At 69.0% G+C, this 18,092-nt stretch carries 11 protein-coding genes; 1 reads left to right on the top strand and 10 read right to left on the bottom strand.

Annotated elements, in window-relative coordinates; all coding sequences use genetic code 11:
• Positions 1-11 precede the first annotated feature (11 nt).
• From ACWCO3_RS01755 to ACWCO3_RS01740, 4 genes are all read right to left on the bottom strand, one after another.
• Positions 12-1,322, bottom strand: a complete 1,311-nt coding sequence (locus ACWCO3_RS01755) for a hypothetical protein (protein ID WP_450007957.1) — start codon at positions 1,320-1,322, stop codon at positions 12-14.
• Positions 1,323-1,334: 12 nt separating this feature from the next.
• The gene (locus tag ACWCO3_RS01750) at positions 1,335-2,861 is read right to left on the bottom strand and encodes an alkaline phosphatase D family protein (RefSeq protein ID WP_450007955.1); all 1,527 of its coding nucleotides are present in this window, start codon (positions 2,859-2,861) and stop codon (positions 1,335-1,337) included.
• Between the two features lie 119 nt (positions 2,862-2,980).
• Positions 2,981-3,964 carry a TolB family protein gene (locus tag ACWCO3_RS01745; RefSeq protein WP_450007953.1) on the bottom strand — a complete coding sequence of 328 codons (984 nt, stop codon included), beginning with the start codon at positions 3,962-3,964 and terminating at the stop codon, positions 2,981-2,983.
• Positions 3,961-5,259 carry an MFS transporter gene (locus ACWCO3_RS01740; RefSeq protein ID WP_450007951.1) on the bottom strand — a complete coding sequence of 433 codons (1,299 nt, stop codon included), beginning with the start codon at positions 5,257-5,259 and terminating at the stop codon, positions 3,961-3,963. The genes ACWCO3_RS01745 and ACWCO3_RS01740 overlap by 4 nt, the downstream gene beginning before the upstream one ends.
• 221 nt (positions 5,260-5,480) lie before the next feature.
• Here ACWCO3_RS01740 and ACWCO3_RS01735 point away from each other — a divergent pair, with 221 nt between their 5' ends.
• Positions 5,481-6,857 (top strand): CBM96 family carbohydrate-binding protein, encoded by a 1,377-nt coding sequence (locus ACWCO3_RS01735; protein WP_145784514.1) that lies wholly within the window; start codon positions 5,481-5,483, stop codon positions 6,855-6,857.
• Between the two features lie 1,089 nt (positions 6,858-7,946).
• Here the strand turns inward: ACWCO3_RS01735 and mmsB are convergent.
• From mmsB to ACWCO3_RS01705, 6 genes are all read right to left on the bottom strand, one after another.
• Positions 7,947-9,197, bottom strand: a complete 1,251-nt coding sequence (gene mmsB / locus ACWCO3_RS01730; protein WP_088990622.1) for a multiple monosaccharide ABC transporter permease — start codon at positions 9,195-9,197, stop codon at positions 7,947-7,949.
• The gene (mmsA, locus tag ACWCO3_RS01725) at positions 9,194-10,732 is read right to left on the bottom strand and encodes a multiple monosaccharide ABC transporter ATP-binding protein (RefSeq protein ID WP_358162981.1); all 1,539 of its coding nucleotides are present in this window, start codon (positions 10,730-10,732) and stop codon (positions 9,194-9,196) included. Before mmsA ends, mmsB begins: the two co-directional genes overlap by 4 nt.
• 80 nt (positions 10,733-10,812) lie before the next feature.
• Complete coding sequence (chvE, locus tag ACWCO3_RS01720) at positions 10,813-11,955, bottom strand: multiple monosaccharide ABC transporter substrate-binding protein (protein WP_145784518.1); 1,143 nt, start codon at positions 11,953-11,955, stop codon at positions 10,813-10,815.
• A gap of 273 nt (positions 11,956-12,228) precedes the next feature.
• Positions 12,229-13,884: a glycoside hydrolase family 27 protein gene (locus tag ACWCO3_RS01715; RefSeq protein WP_145784521.1), complete on the bottom strand. Its 1,656-nt coding sequence runs from the start codon at positions 13,882-13,884 to the stop codon at positions 12,229-12,231.
• A 251-nt stretch (positions 13,885-14,135) separates the two neighbouring features.
• Positions 14,136-15,122, bottom strand: coding sequence for a LacI family DNA-binding transcriptional regulator (locus tag ACWCO3_RS01710; protein ID WP_208745066.1), 987 nt, complete (start codon positions 15,120-15,122; stop codon positions 14,136-14,138).
• A 412-nt stretch (positions 15,123-15,534) separates the two neighbouring features.
• A complete protein-coding gene (locus ACWCO3_RS01705) occupies positions 15,535-17,655 on the bottom strand; it encodes an RICIN domain-containing protein (RefSeq protein WP_450007946.1) in 2,121 nt (706 codons plus the stop codon).
• Positions 17,656-18,092: the final 437 nt, after the last annotated feature.

The following is an 18,092-nucleotide window of genomic DNA, read 5'->3' as shown; positions in this document are numbered from 1 at the left end:
GCCCGGCCGGCTCAGTGGGTCGGGGTGCCCCGCGCCTTCAGTCGGCGCAGTTCGTCGGCGGACATCAGCCAGGTGGAGTTCGTCGTACCGAGGCCGAGGAGCACCTGGTCGAAGGTGTTCCCGTCGTTGTCGTCGGTGTAGCAGACGCTCACCTCTCCCCACGGGGACGCGGCGAGCGCGACGTGTTCCTGGCGCCCGGTCGTGGTCTGGCTCAGCGCCTGGGCGGCCAGCCGGCCGTCGACAGTGCCGTCGGGATTGAGGCCCCGGGCCCAGACGTCCGGGTTGGCGCCCGACACGGCCCAGCCCACCACGGCGTTGTCCTGGTCGTCGATGCCCACGCTGGGCACGATGGCGCCGGTACCGGTGGAGACCTCGACCTCCCCGTGCCGGGCCGCGCCGGCCGCGGTGAACGACCGGGCCCAGACACCCCGGGTGCCGGTGTGGTCGGATTCCCAGCCGACGGTGAAGTCACCGGCGAAATTCGCCGCGACCGAGGCACGTTGCTGCTGGCCGCCGCTCTGCGCGTTGGCCGTCCGCCGGGACAGCACCACCGCGCCGTTCGACCGGGCCAGCCGGGTCAGCCCGATGTTGTACGACCCGTTCGCGTCGGCGTCCTCGTCCCAGACCACAAGTGCCTCCCCGGACGCCGACACCGCCACGTCGGGACGGTGGTGCGTTCCGGTCGTCTGCGAGGCCGTCACCTCGTACCCCTTGGTGGTGGGCGCGGTGAAACCGGCGGCCTTGACGGTGGCGGGTGCGGTTCCCTGCACGTCCTCCCAGACGACGGTGAAGCCGACGGCGGCGTTGGTGGGCGAGCCGTCCGGGTCGACGCCGACCTTCGGCCAGATCTGCTGACCGGCGTCGGAGGCGTTGGCCTGACCCGAGCCGAGCACTGCCCCGGTCGGCGAGACCACCCGGTACTGGATGTTGTAGACGCCGTTGCCGTCGCCGTCGGCGGCCCAGACCACCACGGCGTTGCCCTTGTCGTCGAGCCCGACGTCCGGACTGATGTGCCGCCAGGCGGCCCCGCTGGTGCCGCCGTTGGAGAGTTTCAGCTCGTAGCCGGGGGTGCCGTCGCGGAACAGTCGCAGGTAGATCTCGCTGTGGGTGTCGTCCTCGGGCGCGCTGCCGTCCCGGTCGTCTTCCCACACCACAGCGACCTGACCGTTGCGGTTCATGGCGATGGAGGGCAGGTCCTGGTCGCCGGTGGCGACACTGTTCGCGGTGGTCCAGGTGACCGCCTCGGCGGTCATGGCGGTCGGGGCCGGTGCCAGGTTCGGGACTAGCAGGGATGCGGTGAGCAGTGCGGTGATCGCGGTCATGGTGGCTCTCCCTTACCCGGCCTGGAGGCCGGGCTGGCCGTCGAGGATCACGAACGAACGCACCGTGGACGCCGCCGCGTCGTGCTCGGTCACCGTGTTCAGCGCGCGGAAGTCCGCGCGGACCTGGCTGCGACTGATCGTGGTACGCACGTAGCCTCGCCGGTCCGAGTGGAACTTCAGGTGCGGGTTGGTCGCCGCGTTCGGGATGGTGGTGCTGCCGGTGCCGTTGCCGGCGGAGGTGATCGAGGTGCAGACCAGTTCGGTGCCGATCGTCGCGGACGACGGGTTGGCGTAGTCGGCCTTGAGTTCGTTCGCCCACGACTTGTGGACGTCGCCGGTGAGCACCAGCGGGTTGCGTACCCCGCGCTGCTGCCAGCCGGTCTGGATGCGGCTGCGGGAGGCGCGGTAGCCGTCCCAGGCGTCCATGCTGGCCGCCCCTGCGGCGTCGAACTGACGGGCGAAGAAGACCTGCTGGCCGAGGATGTCCCAGGTGCCGTAGTGCTGGGCCAACCCGTCGAGCAGCCACGCCTCCTGGCTCGCCCCGGTCAGGGACCGGGAGGTCAGGTCCGCGTCGGCGCACACCTTCCAGCCGTCGCCGCACGCCTGGTCGTCGCGGAACTGCCGGGTGTCGAGCATGTGGAAGGTGGCGAGCTGTCCCCACCGGACGCGTCGGTACAGCGGGATGCTGTTGCCGCTCGAAGCGGAGGCCGGTCGCAGCGGCATGTTCTCGTAGTACGCCCGGTACGCGGCGGTCCGCCGTGCGGTCCACTGCGCGGCGGTCAGCGTGGGGCTGCTGTCGTTGCGGACCATGTTGGCGTAGTTGTTCTCCACCTCGTGGTCGTCCGGCACCACCAGCCAGGGTGCTGCCGCGTGCGCTGCCTGCAGGTCCGGGTCGGACTTGTAGAGCGCGTACCGGCGGCGGTAGTCGGCCAGCGACACGACCTCGGCGCCGACGTGCTGCCGCACCGCCGAGGTGTTGACACCACCCTCGTAGATGTAGTCCCCGAGGTGCAGGATCAGCCCGGGGTTGTCCTCGGCCATCCGCCGGTACGCGGTGTAGTAGCCGGCCTCGTAGTGCGCGCACGACGCGAACGCCATCACCAGGTCGCGGCCGAAGGAGCTGGGCGCCGGGGCGGTCCGGGTCCGCCCGACCGGCGAGATCTGGCCCTGGGCCCGGAACCGGTAGTAGTAGTCGGAGTCGGCGGCGAGCCCTCCCGCGATCGCGTGCACCGAGTGCGCGTCGGCGTAGCGGGCGACCACCGAGCCGGAGGCGACCAGCGAGGTGAACCGGTCGGTGGTGGACACCTGCCACTCGACTGTCACGTCGGCGTTGGCCATGCCGCCCTGCCCGTCGGCGTTGAGCGGTGATGGTGCCAGCCGGGTCCAGAGGACCACGCTGTCGGGCGCCGGGTCACCGGACGCCACACCGAGCTTGAAGGGGTACGGCACCGCGGCGCGGGCACCCTGACGGGGTGTCACCGCCACTCCGGCGGCGGCGAGTCCACTGAGGACGAAGATGCGACGGCTGAGCCTTGTCATGGTCAGCAGCCTCGAGAACGTCGATGAACGGCGATGGGTGCGGCGCGGAATCCCACATGACGGAATGCTGTCCGCGCCAAGGCGGTCAGGTGTCCTGACCGCCCGACGAGGCCGGACCGTCAGGTCAGCGGGGACGGCGACTCGGCGCCGGGGATCACCAGCTTCGGCGCGCCGGACCCGTCCGCCGGGACGCTCCACACGTCCGGCCGACCGTCGTCCTGCCGCAGCGTGTAGGCCAGCGTGCCGCCGTCCAGCCAGGCGGCCTGGTCGTCGACGCTCGTCGTCTCGGCTGTCGCGGTGACCCGCATGGTCGCCAGGTCGAGGACCGAGAGCCGCCAGCCCTTCACCGGATCGGCGTCGACGGCCTCCTTGAACGCGAGCCGGGTGCCGTCCGGTGACAGCGACGGGCACTCGACGTTCTCCTTCATCGTCTCGACAGTGCGGGCGGCGACGTCACCCCGGACGAGGTACCTCTTGCCCCCGGTCGACATGGTCGCGTAGAAGCGGTTGTCGTCGGCGGTGAAGGTGACACCCCAGTAGTTGACGTCCGGGTGGCGGTAGCGCCGGCCGTCCTTCGTGATCGCGAACTCCTCCAGCGAGGCGACAGTGGCACCACTGCGGGTGTCGAGGATTCCGGTGCGGGTGGAGAAGCCGCTGGAGGTGTAGGAGTCGCCGCCGACGAACGTCGTCCAGGAGACCATCCGTCCGCTGGCCGAGACCCGGGCCCGGTTCGGCAGACCCGGCACGCTGATCGTCCGGGTCTCGCGCAACGCGGCGTCGAGCACGACCATCTGGTACGACCACGCGGTCTCCGGCTTCAGGCAGACGCCGGTGCCGGCGGCGGCGTACACCCGGAGGCATTCCAGACCGGCGACGGTACGCGGCCCGCTGGGGTCGGCCGCGGCGACGGTCGAGACGTGCCGGTCGGTGATCGCCAGCAGGCGCGGGCCGGATGTCAGGGTGACCGCCTGGTCGCCGGTGGCGGGAGGCGGCGTCGGTGCGGTTTCCGCCGCCGTGGCCACGTAGCCGGCCGCCACACCGCCCAGCAGCACAGCCGAGGCGGTCACCACGCCGAGTTTCGCCCGGGTCGACATCGCGGTCATCGGGGCACCTTCCGAGTGGTCAGTCGGGACGGGGAGATCAGCAGAAGCAGCGTGAGGACCAGGACCCCGGCGACGGCTGCGGCCGCCGCGCGAATCGCGGTGTCCGGCCCGAACGCCTGCCAGGCGAGACCGAACAGGACCGAGGAGACGAGGTACGCCAGGGCCTGCCCGGTCTGCACGAGAGCGATCCCGGTGGTCCGCAGCCGCGCTGGCAGGACCGGCCCAGCGAGCGCGATGAGCACGCCGTCGGTGGCCGCGTAGAACGCGCCGTACAGCGTCAGCGTCAGCACGATCAGCGGCCAACCGTCGACCGGGCCGGCCAGCAGCAGGTACGTGGCGCCGAGGGCGGTGTAGCCGCCGATCACCACGGGCAGTCGGCCGATCCGGTCGGCGAGGACACCGAGCGGGGCGGCGAGCAGCAGGTAGGCCAGGCTGGTGCCCACCGCGAGCAACGGGAACCAGCGCAGGCCGAGGTCCTCCCGACGCTGCAACAGCAGGTAGACGAAACCGTCGCCGATGGTGGCCAGCCCGAGCATCGCCGCGGCCAGCACGAGTCGACGGGCCGGTCCGCCACGGAACAGCCCGAGAGCCTCCCGGACGGAGACCTTCGGCTCGCCCTTCACCTCGCCCTTCACCTCACCCGGTGGCCGCTCCCGGACGAAGAGCACGAGGACGACCACCGCCAGGGCGGCGACGCAGAAGCTGGTGACGAACACCGCGTCGTACGACTGCCCGACGACCAGCAGAACCGCGAACGCGGCGAGCGGCCCGAGGAACGCTCCGAAGCTGTCCATCGCCCGGTGCACCCCGAACGCCCGACCCAACGCCTCGGGTGGGGTGGAGAGCGTGATCAGGGCGTCGCGCGGGGCGCTGCGGACACCCTTGCCGAGCCGGTCGACGGCGATCACGGCGCCGATCGCCGGTATCGACCGGCCGGCGAGCAGAAGCCCGAGCTTCGCGACCGCCGAGAGGGTGTACCCGAGGCCCGCGATCAGCTTGCGCCGTTGGAACCGGTCGGCGGCGTAGCCACCGACGACCCGCAGCAGCGCTGTCGCGCCAGTGTGGACGCCGTCGAGCACGCCGAACGCCACCGGGCTGAGTTGCAGGCCCAGCACCAGATAGAGCGGGAGGACGGCGGCCACCATCTCGGCCGAGACGTCGGTGATCAGACTGACCGTGCCGAGCGCTACGACGTTGCCGCTGACCATCGCCAACCGCCGGCGCCGCGGCCCCGATTCCGGTGACCCCGATTCCGGTCGGTCGGCGACCGGTCGGGAGACGGTCGACAGGTACACGAGCATCTCCTCAGGTCGGAAGCTGACGGTCAGCCATCGTGGCGACTGAGCGGAGAGGCGGCAAGGGTCCGTCGGGGACCGCCAGACGTGCGTCGGGTGAACATACGACAAACATCGAGATGTTTCACTGCCTGAGCGTACTGTTCATACGACCGTGGCCCTTCGGACCGTCGACTCTCCTACATTCCTTGCGCTCTTCCCACGATGTGAAGGAGTCCTGGATGGACATTCGATTCCCCCGTCCGTCGGTGACGCTGGGGGTGGTCACGGTGGTCCTCGCCGCGACCGCCGCCGTCGTCGTGACCGGCGCTGGCTCGGCGTCGGCGGCGAGCGTGACGTTCACGCCGGTCGCCGACACCTACGTCCAGAGCGACACGGCCTCCACCAACTACGGCACGTCCACGCAGATCGTGGTCGACAACTCCCCCGTACGGCGTTCGTTCCTGCGCTTCACGGTGAGCGGCGTCAGCGGCACGGTGACCAGCGCCAAGCTGCGGCTGCGCACGATCAGCGGCAACAGCGGCAGCGACGCCGGCGGCACGTTCCGCCGGATGTCCAACACGACCTGGTCGGAGACCGGCACCACCTGGAACAACCAGCCGACCATCGACGGCGCCACGCTCGGCACGGTCGGCGCGGTCAGCGGCAACACCTGGTACGAGGTCGACGTCACGGCTGCGGTGACCGGCAACGGCACGTACAGCTTCGGTGCGACCTCCACCAGCGGTGACGGCGCGTACTACGACACCCGCGAGAGCGGCGCGGACGCCCCGCAACTGGTGGTCACCACCGGGACCACGACCCCTCCGTCCGGCGACCCGGTGTTCGTCGGCGCTGGTGACATCGCCGACTCCGGTTCCGGCGACAGCGCCACTGCCGCGTTGCTCGACACCATCTCCGGCACGGTCTTCACCACCGGCGACAACGTGTACGACAGCGGCACCGCATCGCAGTTCAGCAACTACTACGAGCCCACCTGGGGGCGGCACAAGAGCCGCACCCGCCCGTCGCCGGGCAACCACGACTACAACACGTCGGGCGCGACCGGCTACTACAACTACTTCGGTACGTCCGCCGGCCCGAGCGGCCGCGGCTACTACTCGTTTGACCTCGGCAACTGGCACATCGTGTCGCTGAACTCGAACATCAGCATGTCGGCAGGCTCGACGCAGGAGCAGTGGCTGCGTGCCGACCTGGCCGCCACCAGCAAACCGTGCACATTGGCGTACTGGCACCACCCGCTGTTCACGTCCAGCTCCAACCACGCGCCGTCGACGTCGACGCGCCCGCTGTACCAGGCGCTCTACGACTACAACGCCGACGTCGTGGTGTGGGGCCACAACCACGTGTACGAGCGGTTCGCGCCGATGAACCCCTCCGGCGGCGCCGACGCCAGTCGGGGTCTGCGCAGCTTCGTCGCCGGCATGGGTGGCGCGAGCCACTACGGCTTCGGCACCATCCAGCCCAACAGCGAGGCCCGCAACAGCTCGGCGTGGGGCGTTCTGAAGTTCACCCTGCACTCCGGCAGCTACGACTGGCAGTTCGTGCCGGTGGCCGGGCAGACCTACAGCGACAGCGGCACCGGCAACTGCCACTGACCGCGCGATCCCGCTGCACCGTTCGCGGTGCAGCGGGATCCCCTCCCACCCGTTCCTCCCGCCCCTCCCCCACGACCCAAGCCCACCCTGGACGCCGTACCCCACGCCCGCACCCCACGCCCGCGCTCCACGCGCACGCCCGCGGCCCCGGCTCCGGCTCTCGGGCCGGGCCCCGCGGCCCTGCGGCGCTGTGACCACAGGGCCCCGTGACCCCGTGACCCTGCGGCCCACGACGTGCCCTCGGGCCGCATGACCTCGAGCCCTTGCGCGGGAGTCCGGCGAGCGCCCCACACCGGGGTAGCGGTGGGCGGTGATGACTTGCACGGCTCGCTGTAGACCTGCCCCACATGTGGGGCGGCTGCGGTTCAACTGGCGGTCGCTCCGGAAAGGGATATACCAGGCAGCCAATCGAAATGGCCCCCTCGATCACGGTCATCCGCGCCGCGCAGGGCGAGATCTTGGACAGTTTCCGTTCAGCGCGAACGGAAACTGTCCAAGATCTACGGAAAATGCCACGTCCAACGACGCCGACCGCTCCCCAGACGGCCAGACGGTGGGCCCGTCCACGGATACCCGGACGGCGGGTCGGCGCGACGGCCGCGCGGTAGGTCACCCCGGACGGACCACGGCAGGCCAGCCCCGGACGCACGCACGACGGGCCAGCCCCGGACAAACGCGCGACGGGCCAGCCCCGGACCACCGCACGGGGGTCGACGCCCCACGAGGACCAGGACCACCCGCCCACAGCACAGGAATGTCACCCACACCGAAGGTGTGCCGGCCGCACGCGCGACGACCGCGACACGACCGCAGGGCCGGTCCCGGTCAAGCCCTTCGCGCGGGGTCGCGGCCCATATGTGGGGCAGCTCTACAGCGCCGCACCGGGAGGGGTGGACCCGAACCCGGCGAGCCAGTTCCGGCATCCCACTGCCAGCATCCGGCCGTGTGCGACGCCCGCGGCCGAAACGGGTCGGACAGCCGGCCTCGGCACCGCTGAAGGAACGGCACCGCAAGGGACGGCACCCCGCCAAGCGACGTGTGCCCCCACCCGCGGAACGGGCAGGGGCACACGTGCGTACGGTCCAGGCGTCAGCGGGCCGTGCCGGCCCGACGCTTGTTGTAGACGTCGAAGGCGACTGCGACGAGCAGGACGAGGCCCTTCACCACCGACTGGGTCGACTGGTCGATGCCCATCAGCTGCATGCCGTTGCTCATCACCGCCATGATCAGACCGCCGACCATCGCACCCACCACGGTGCCCACGCCACCGGTGACCGCCGCGCCGCCGATGAAAGCCGCGGCGATCGCGTCCAGCTCGAACATGTTGCCAGCCGCGGGTTGGGCGCCGTTGGACCGCGAGGAGTAGATGACACCGGCCACGGCGGCCAGGAAGCCCATGTTGACGAACATCCAGAAGTTGACGGTCCGGACCTTCACCCCGGACAGCGCCGCCGCCGACAGGTTGCCGCCGATCGCGTAGACCTGGCGACCGAAGACGGTACGCCGGGTGACCAGGCCGTAGACCAGCACGAGGACCGCGAGGATGATCAGCACGATCGGCAGACCGCGGGCGTGGGCCAGCTGCCAGGCGAAGTACATGATGACCGCGCCGACCAGCACGACCCGGGCGACGAACAGCGGGAACGACTCGACGTGCTGCTGGTAGCGGATACGCGCCACGCGGGTGCGGAAACCGCTCACCGCGTAGCCGGCCACCGCGACGGCGCCGATCAGCAAGGTGAAGGCGTCGAAGCCGTTTCCGCCGAGCAGGCCGTTGAGGAAGCCCGCCGCGACCTTCTGGTATTCGGCCGGGAACGGCGACAGCGAGATGTTGTCGAGCACCCGCAGGGTGAGGCCCCGGAACAGCAGCATGCCCGCCAGGGTCACGATGAAGGCCGGAATGCCGGCGTACGCCACCCAGAAGCCGTGCCAGGCGCCGACTGCGATGCCGACGGCCAGTGCCGCCAGGACGCCGATCCACCAGGGGTGGCCCTGCTGGATCACCAGGACGGCGGAGACCGCCCCGGTGAGCGCGACGACCGATCCGACCGACAGGTCGATGTGGCCACCGATGATCAGGATGACCATCCCGATCGCGAGCACCAGGATGTACGAGTACTGGAGGACGATGTTGGTGATGTTGCCGGGGCTCAGCAGCACCCCGTCGGTCAGGATCGCGAAGAGCCCGACGATGACGACCAGGGCGACGTAGATCCCGCTCTGCCTCAGGTTGTTCAACACCAACGCGCGTAGGTCGCTCGTCCCGCTGTGCAGGGCGGCGGCGGGCGCGCTGTCCGGGGGCGTCGGGCGCTCCGTCGAAGGGGTCTTGATGTCGGTCATCCGACGAGCTCCTTGTCCTTGGTCATCAGCTCCATGAGGCTCTCCTGAGTCGCCTCGGCCACCGGCATCTCACCGGTGATCCGGCCGGCGGCGAGGGTGTAGATGCGGTCGCACATCCCGAGCAACTCCGGCAGCTCGGAGGAGATGACGATCACTGCTTTGCCGGCGGCCACCAGCCGGTTGATGATCGTGTAGATCTCGTACTTGGCCCCGACGTCGATCCCGCGGGTGGGTTCGTCCAGGATCAGCACGTCCGGGTCGGTGAACAGCCACTTCGACAGCACGACCTTCTGCTGGTTGCCGCCGGAGAGCTTGCCGACCACCGCCATGACGCTGGGCGTCCGGATGTTCATCTCCTGGCGGCTCGCCTCGGCAACCTTGATCTCCTCGTTGCCGTTCACCCAGCCCAACCGGGACAGGCGGTCCAGCGCGGCGGCGGACACGTTGCGCCGCACGTCGTCGATGAGGTTGAGGCCGTAGTGCTTGCGGTCCTCGGTGACGTACGCGATGCCGTTGTCGATGGCCTCGGCGACGGTACGCGCCTGCACCTCTTTCCCGCGCACGAACAGTCGGCCGCTGATGTCGCGCCCGTACGACCGACCGAACACGCTCATCGCCAGCTCGGTGCGCCCGGCGCCCATCAGGCCTGCGATGCCGACGACCTCACCGGCGCGCACGGACAGGTTGACGCCCTCGACGACCATCCGGTCCTGGACCGGGTGCCGCGCCGTCCAGTCCTCGATGCGGAGGACCTCCTCGCCGGGGGACGACTCACGGTCGGGGTAGAAGCTGTCCAGGTCCCGTCCGACCATGCCTCGGATGATCCGCTGCTGGGTCACGTCGTCGGACTTCATGTCGAGGGTCTCGACCGTGCGTCCGTCCCGGATGACGGTCGTCGCGTCGGCGATGGCCATGATCTCGTTGAGCTTGTGCGAGATCATGATGCAGGTGATGCCCTGGTCGCGGAGTGCCCGCAGCAGGTCGAGCAGGTGAGCGGAGTCGATGTCGTTGAGCGCGGCGGTCGGCTCGTCGAGGATGAGCAGCTTCACCTGCTTCGACAGCGCCTTGGCGATCTCCACCAGCTGCTGCTTGCCGACGCCGAGCTGGATGACCGGGGTGACGGGGTTCTCGTGCAGCCCGACTGACGCCAGCAGCTTTGCCGCCTCGGCGTTGGCCAGGTTCCAGTCGATGAGCCGGCTGCGGCCACGCCGCTCGTTGCCGAGGAAGATGTTCTCCGCGATCGACAGGTACGGCACCAGGGCGAGTTCCTGGTGGATGATGACGATGCCGTTGGCTTCGCTGTCGCGGATGCCCCGGAACTGCATCGGCTTGCCGTCGAAGAGGATCTCACCGTCGTACGAGCCGGACGGGTGGACGCCGGACAGCACCTTCATCAGGGTTGACTTGCCGGCGCCGTTCTCCCCGCAGATGGCGTGGATCTCTCCGCGCCGGACGGCGAGGGTGACGTCCTCCAGCGCGGTCACGCCGGGGAAGGTCTTCGTGATGCGGCGCATCTCAAGGATGGTGTCGTCCATGGTCACTGTCCTCTGTCAGGTCGGACGCGGTACGCCACGGCGTCGGGCCCGGCGGAGACCGCCGGGCCCGACGAGTGGCTTTACTTCTTGGCCTGGCCGGCGGCGACCTCTTCCGCCGTCCAGTAGCCCGAGTCGATCAGCGTGGCCTTGATGTCGTCCTTGTAGACCGTGGCGATCGGCAGCAGGTACGACGGGACGACCTTGACGCCGTTGTTGTACGTCTGGGTGTCGTTGGCCTGCGGCTGCTTCTTCTGCAGGAACGCCTCGGACGCGTTGACGGCCTGCTCGGCGAGCAGTCGGGTGTCCTTGAAGACCGTGGAGTTCTGCACGCCGTCGTTGATCAGCTTGATCGAGGCGATCTCCGCGTCCTGGCCGGTGACGACCGGGAGCTTCTTCGCGCCGGTGCCGTAGCCGGCGTTCTGCAGGGCGGTGATGATGCCCCGGGAGATGCCGTCGTACGGGGACAGCACCCCGTCGACCTTCGCGCCGTCGTTGTAGCTCGAGGTCAGCAGGTTCTCCATCCGCTTCTGCGCGGTCTCCTGCTGCCACCGCAGGGTGGCGATCTGCTCGGGCGTGGTCTGCTTGGACTTGACGACAAGCGTGCCGGCCTCGATGAACGGCTTCAGCGTGTCCATCGCACCGCCGTAGAAGTACTGGGTGTTGTTGTCGTCCAGCGAGCCGGCGAAGAGCTCGACGTTGAGCGGGCCCTTGGCCGTGCCCTTCGAGCCGTCCTTGTTCAGCAGGCCGAGGCCGACGAGCAGGGCGGTGCCCTGGGCGACGCCGACCTTGTAGTTGTCGAAGCTGACGTAGAAGTCGACGTCCTTGCTGCCGCGGATCAGCCGGTCGTAGGAGATGACCGGGATCTTCGCGGCCGCGGCGGCCTGCAGCTGGCTGTTGAGCGCCGTGCCGTCGATCGCCGCGATCACCAGGACATCCGCACCCTGGGTGATCATCTGGTCGACCTGCTGCGACTGGGTGGGGATGTCGTCGCCGGCGTACTGGAGGTCGACCTTGTAGCCCTTCGCCTCAAGCTTGGACTTCACCGCGTTGCCGTCGGCGATCCACCGCTCCGAGGTCTGGGTCGGCATCGACACGCCGATGGTCAGGTCGCTGGGCTTCTCGCCGCTCTTGTCGCCGCCGCTGCCCGCTCCCTCGCCACTGCACGCCGCAAGGCTCAGCGCCAGCGCCGCGCTGCCGAGAGCAACCAGGAATTTCCTGCGCACGGGGTTCTCCTCTCTGGACTCCCCCGCCGACTGCCGGGGCAACTGTCATCTTTCGGGTAGTGTTAGCGCTCACATAGGTTGCGTCAACACCTGGTTCGAAATACCGGTGTCACGGTCTCGTAACGGAGCATCCAGGCGAGCGTAGCCATGCGGTCAATCGGCCCGGAGTGAGGGTACGACAACTCTCCGAGGTCGGTCCGACGCTCCACACGCCGATGCCCGCGGACGACGCTAGTCGTCCGCGGGCACCGACAGAAGCGGCGGTTCAGGGAACTACCGCTGCGACCACCGCTGGTTGGCCGCCGCGGTGCAGTTCCACAGGATCACCGTGGTGCCGTTGGCCGTGCCGTTGTTGTTGACGTCCAGGCAGAGCCCGGACTGGACGCCGCTGATCGTCCCGTTGGCGTTGATGTTCCACTGCTGGTTGGTCCCGCCGTTGCAGTCCCAGATCTGCACCTTGGAGCCGGCCGCCGCGTTCGTCGGTGCGTCCAGGCACTTGCCGAGGGCCTGGAGGGTCTGACCGTTACGCGTCCAGCGTTGGTTGGCCGCGCCGTTGCAGTCCCAGATGACCGGCTGGGTGCCGTTGGTGGTGTTGCTGTTCGGCACGTCCAGGCAGCGGTTGGAGGCGGCGCTGGCGTACGCGCTCGACGTGGTCGGCGGCGGAGTCGTCGGCGGGGTCGTCCCGCCACCGCTGACCCGGTAGACGACAGTGCCGTGCGCCGGGACGCTGGCGCTGATCGTTCCGCTGCTGGAGCTGGTGCCACCGGTCCATGCGTCCACCAGGGTGAACGACGAGCCGGACTTGCCGATCGCGGAGGCCGTGGTCGAGATGGTCGTCGTCGAGGAGCCCTGGTTGAACAGCGCGACGGCGACGTCACCGTTGGCGAGCCGCTTGGCCAGCACCCGACGCGTACCGTCGAACGACACCTGCGTTCCCTGCAACCCGAGGGAGTCCTGGTTGATCGCGATCAGGTTGGCGTTCTTGAGGATGGTCTGCGTCGCGGCGTTCATGTTCCGGACGTCGTTGCCGGCGATCAACGGCGAGGCCATGATCGCCCACATCGCGAAGTGGCTGCGCATCTCCGTGTCGTTCATGCCGCCACGACCGACCTCCATCATGTCCGGGTCGTTGAACCCACCCGGGCGCGCGTAGGAGGCGAGTGGAACTGTCACGTTGATGATGTTCTGGATGCCCATCGGGTAGCCGTTGGTCTGGCCGGTGTCCCACGCGTTGGTGATGTCCTCGGTGGTCCGCCACATGTTGGCCACGTCGCCCCAGTTGCGCTGCGGGCCGGTCTTGGCGTGGATGCTGTTCGGGTTGATGCTGTAGACGATCGGTCGGCCGGTGGCGGCCAGCGCGTCGCGCATCTTGGCGAAGGTGGCCACCTGGTCGTTGATGCTGCCCTCCGGCGAGCACCAGTCGTATTTGAGGAAGTCGACACCCCAGGCGGCGAACTGGTTTGCGTCCTGCACCTCGTGGCCCCGGCTACCGGTGGCACCGGGGTAGGAGCCGAAGTATTGCGCGCAGGTCTTGTCGACCGGCACCTGGTAGAGACCGAACTTCAGGCCCCGGGCGTGCAGGTAGTCGCCGAGCGCCTTCATTCCGCTGGGGAACCGGGTCGGGTCGCCCTGGATGTTGCCGGAGGAGTCCCGGTTCGGGTTGAACCAGCAGTCGTCGACCACGACGTACTGGTAGCCCAGATCGCGCATCCCGCTGCTGACGATCGCATCGGCCGTGCTGCGGATCAGCGCCTCGTTGATGTTGCAGCCGAACGAGTTCCACGAATTCCAACCCATCGGCGGAGTACGCGCCACGCCGTTGTCGAGCGCCTGCGCCGCGGGGGCGCGGAGGCCGACCAAGGCGCCGGCGACGAGCAGACCGGCTGCCAGTACGCTCCCCCAGCGTCGACCTCGAGTGATGCGGTTCATCGAGCCTCCTTGTCGGTGGCGCCCGCCCCTGACTACGATCTCCGGTCGATGGGCCGATAGCTGGACGCCAATTGTTGTTAGCGTTAACAGAGACGTCCATCATGTTACGGTCACATTTCACGAGGTTCAATACCTTGACCGCACCGCATTGCCGCTCATCGATAACTAAGATCGCCCAGCGATTGAGTGCGGTCTTATCGACCGGAGCGACGCGGTGGACCCGGACGTCAGCGACGCGGTGGACCCGGACGTCAGCGACGCGGTGGGGCGACGCTCTCGCGGGAGACCAGGGTCGGGGCGACCGTCTGCCGCAACGCGCCACCGGTGCCCGACTCGATCTGCGCCAGCAGCATCTGCAGACTCGCCCGCGCGACCGCGTCGAAATCCGGACGGACGGTGGTCAGCGGCGGGATGAAGTACGCCGCCTCCGGCACGTCGTCGAAGCCGACCACGCTGATGTCGTCGGGCACCCGCCGGCCGAACTCGTGCAACGCCCGCAGCACGCCCAGCGCGAGGTGGTCGTTGGCGGTGAATACCGCAGTGACCTCCGGCATCCGCGCCAACATCTGCCCGCACCGGTAACCGGAGGACGCTGACCAGTCCCCGGGCATCAGCGGCGGCGGCACCAGGCCGGCGGCCAGCAGCGCCTCCCGCCATCCGTCGATCCGACCGACGCTGTCGAACCAGTCGGAGGGCCCCGAGACGTGCCAGACGGTGCGGTGCCCCGCATCGAGCAGATGTTGGGTCGCCGCACGGGCGCCCGCTACCTGGTCGACGGTCACCAACGGCACCGGTCGGCTCGGGTCACCGTCGACGGTGACCAGCGGGACGTCCTTCGGCAGACGCTCCAGCGCCTCACCGGCCGACTCGACAGGCGCGATGACCACGATGCCGGCGACCCGGTGCGACAGGTGCCGCTCGACGGCGGCCGAGATGGACCGGTGGTCGAGGTTGCGGACGCTGCCGACACTGACCGCGAAACCCTCCTGGGCGGCGGTCTGCTCCAACGCTGCCAGCAGGGATGCCGGACCATAGAGCGTGGTGTTCTGTGCGACCACGCCGATGACCTGCGATCGACCGGTCACCAGCGCGCGTGCCGCGCCGTTGGGGCGGTAGCCGAGCTCGGCGATCGCCGCCCGCACACGGAGCCGGGTCTGCTCACGGACGTTGGGGTGCCCGTTGAGCACCCGCGACACCGTCTGATGGGAGACACCGGCGAGACGAGCAACATCCGTCATCGCGGGACCGTGGACGGCCATTTCGCTCCCCCCGCTACATCTCCGGCCCGCGGCCCGTCGACGTCGACTGGAGCGGCCCGGCCCGATCCCCCTCGCTCAGCCACCACGCCGGTGCTGAATCCCAGGTGACCAGCGCTGGATCGCCGACAGTCTACGCCAGCCACTGCCCCAAACACGGCATGCCTATCGGTGGGCTGCGCAACGCAGCAGTGACGCACAATCCCAACCCCCGCCTGGAGTACGCGACCGAGTGTCGTACTCCGTCGATGCGCGATGGCACGCCGACCTGCCCTACGCCCCTGGACAGAGCGCGGAGCAGGCCGGCGAGGACCAGCGGTGGCGCCGACTCGACGTGCCGGCGGGCACGTGTCCGCCAGCGCCGCTGGTCAGACCATTGGTTGTGTGAGCGGTGTCACGGTGTTGTCAGGTCGAACCGGCGCAAGGTGACCGCACCGCCGAGCGCCTGGGTCGCGTGGTTGAAGATGGCGAACCGGTAGCCCATGAAGAACTGCCAGTTGTTCGCCAGGGTCAGGGCGTTGCCGAACGAGGTGAAGTTGACCCCGTCCGTGCTGTACGAGAAGCGGGCCTGCCGGCCGGATCCCGGTCTGATGTCGGCGTTGGCCCGCAACCAGATCCGACCACCGGAGACGGCGGTGCTCGCCACCTCGCTGCCGGTACTTGTGGTGTTCCAGCTCCCGTCCATCGTCAGGCCGTTCTGCATGACCAGTCGGGTCGACCCGTTGTCGCGTCGGATTCCGATCCAGGCGGACGAGTTGCGCAGTACCGCCAGACCGGTGCGGTCACCGTCGCGCATCGTGGAGTAGTCCAACTCGATGGTGGCCGTCGAGGTGGGGCCCTGAATGCGGTGCGTCAGCGTGTTGCGCGCCTTGTACAGATCACCGGTGACGGTGGCGGTCTGCAGGTTCAGCCCGTTGTTGACCGACCACTTGCTGTTGTCGGGGTTGTGGTTCCACTCCCACTGCGGGCCGAGCGTGGTGCCGGCGAACGTGTCGGTGCCGGTCAGCGGCTTGACCGCCCGGGGCGGGGCGGGCAGGTTCGGCTTCGGGTACGTGCTGCCCCACGCGCCGTTCACCGTCTGCAGCACCGGCCAACCGTCGCCGGTCCAGGTGATCGGCGCCAGGGCGGGCATCCGACCACCGGGGTACGCGTCGACGAAGGACATGTAGTACCAGTCGCCGTTCTGGGTCTGCACCAGCCCGCCCTGGTGCGGCACGCCGCCACCGGAGATCGGGCCGGGCAGGTTGAGGAGCACCTGCCGCTGCTCGTACGGGCCGAACGGGCCGTTCGTCGACTTGAGCACGTACTGGCCGTTGGCCGGGCGGGTGAGCCAGATGTAGTAGGCGCCGTTGCGCTTGTAGAAGCGGGCACCTTCCAGCGTGCCGATGCTCGACGGCGTCTGGTACACCTGCTGGGCTCGGACCTGGGACTTCCCGTCGGCGGAGAGCTGGGCGACGCTGATGGTGCCGTTGCCGTACGCGATGTACGGGGTGTCGTTGTCGTCGAACAGCAGGCCGGCGTCGTAGTAGCAGTTCGGGATGGTGGTGTGCTTGCTCCAGGTGCTGTCGACGGCGGACGCGGTGTAGATGTGGGTCTGCGCGAAGTCGATGCACCCGGCCCAGTAGTACGTCCGGTTGCTCGGCCGGTAGTTCAACGTCGACGCCCAGATCCCGTCGACGTACGCGTTGCCGCCACTCATGTCGTACTTCGAGCCGAAGTCGAGCCGGGGCACGGCGTGACCGGCGAACTCCCAGTTCACCAGGTCGTACGAGCGCAGCACCGGTGCGCCGGGCGAGTAGTGCATGGTGGACGACGTCAGGTAATAGACGTTGTCCACCCGGATGATGTCGACGTCGGCGAAGTCCTGCCAGATGGCCGGGTTGGAGAACGTGCCGTTCGACGGCGGCGGGGTCGTCGGCGGCGGTGTGGTGGGGTCGGTCCCGCCGCCGACGCGGACGAACTGCCACTGCTGGTTGGTGCCGTTCCAGTCGTCGTACTGCACGATGTTGCCGCCGTCGGCGGTCGAGGCGCCCTGCACCTCCATCACCTTGTTGCTGTTCCGGTTGATCAGCCGGACGTAGCCGCCGTCGGAGTCGGCCAACCGAAACTGCTGGTTGGTGCCGTTGGTGTCGCTCCACTGCACGATGCTCGCGCCGTTGGCGGTCGAGAAGCCCGAGACGTCGAGCACCTTGCCGGAGAGCCGCGACTTGACCCGGTAGTAGCCACCACCGGAGTCGACGAACTGCCACTGCTGCTGGTTGCCGTTGTTCCGGGTCCACTGCGTGATCCGGGCACCGTCGTTCGTGGCCAGGTTGTACACGTCCAAGGCCTTGCCGCTGTTGCGGTTGACCAACACGTACCAGGCGTTGGTGTCCACGGTCGCCGCCGAGGCCGGCGACGGGGCGACGGCAGCGAGGGCCGCACCGACCACCACCGCCACCACGGCCGCGCCGAGCAGTGACAATCGTCCGCGTCGGCGCGGCGCTCCCCGGGGAACCCGTCCAATGGAAATCATGATCCTCCTTCGCTGGCCTGAGGCACCGGACCATCTCAGCCGGCATCCGCATCGCTGGTCGGCACCTTGGCCAGACTGTCGATGTGATCGCTAACAGCACCCTCCGCCACGTCCCGGAGATCGTTCGACCTCGACGGGGAGGCGCGGATCAGAGCCGGCATGGCGCAGGAATAGAGCTACGTTGATGCTTACTGTTATCGATAACAAGACCGTAGTCAAGACGAAACATGAGTCGGCGGTCCGAGCGGACGGCGGCAACGCCGAAGGGCGCGAGGAGCTCGACTCAAAGGGCGAGGAGCTCGACGCCGAAGGGCGCGAGAGGGCGCGGGACGTGCGTGTGGCGCGGTCGGGGCGCGCGATCGGTGGCACCCGTCCGGTTTCGTGAAGGGCTGGGCGGCGCAGGTCGCCTCGGATCGGCTGCTCGCCGCCGGTGCTCT

Source organism: Micromonospora sp. NPDC002411, assembly GCF_053592955.1.
Note: the sequence above shows the minus strand (reverse complement) of the source record. Positions and strands in the feature narration are given on the sequence as shown.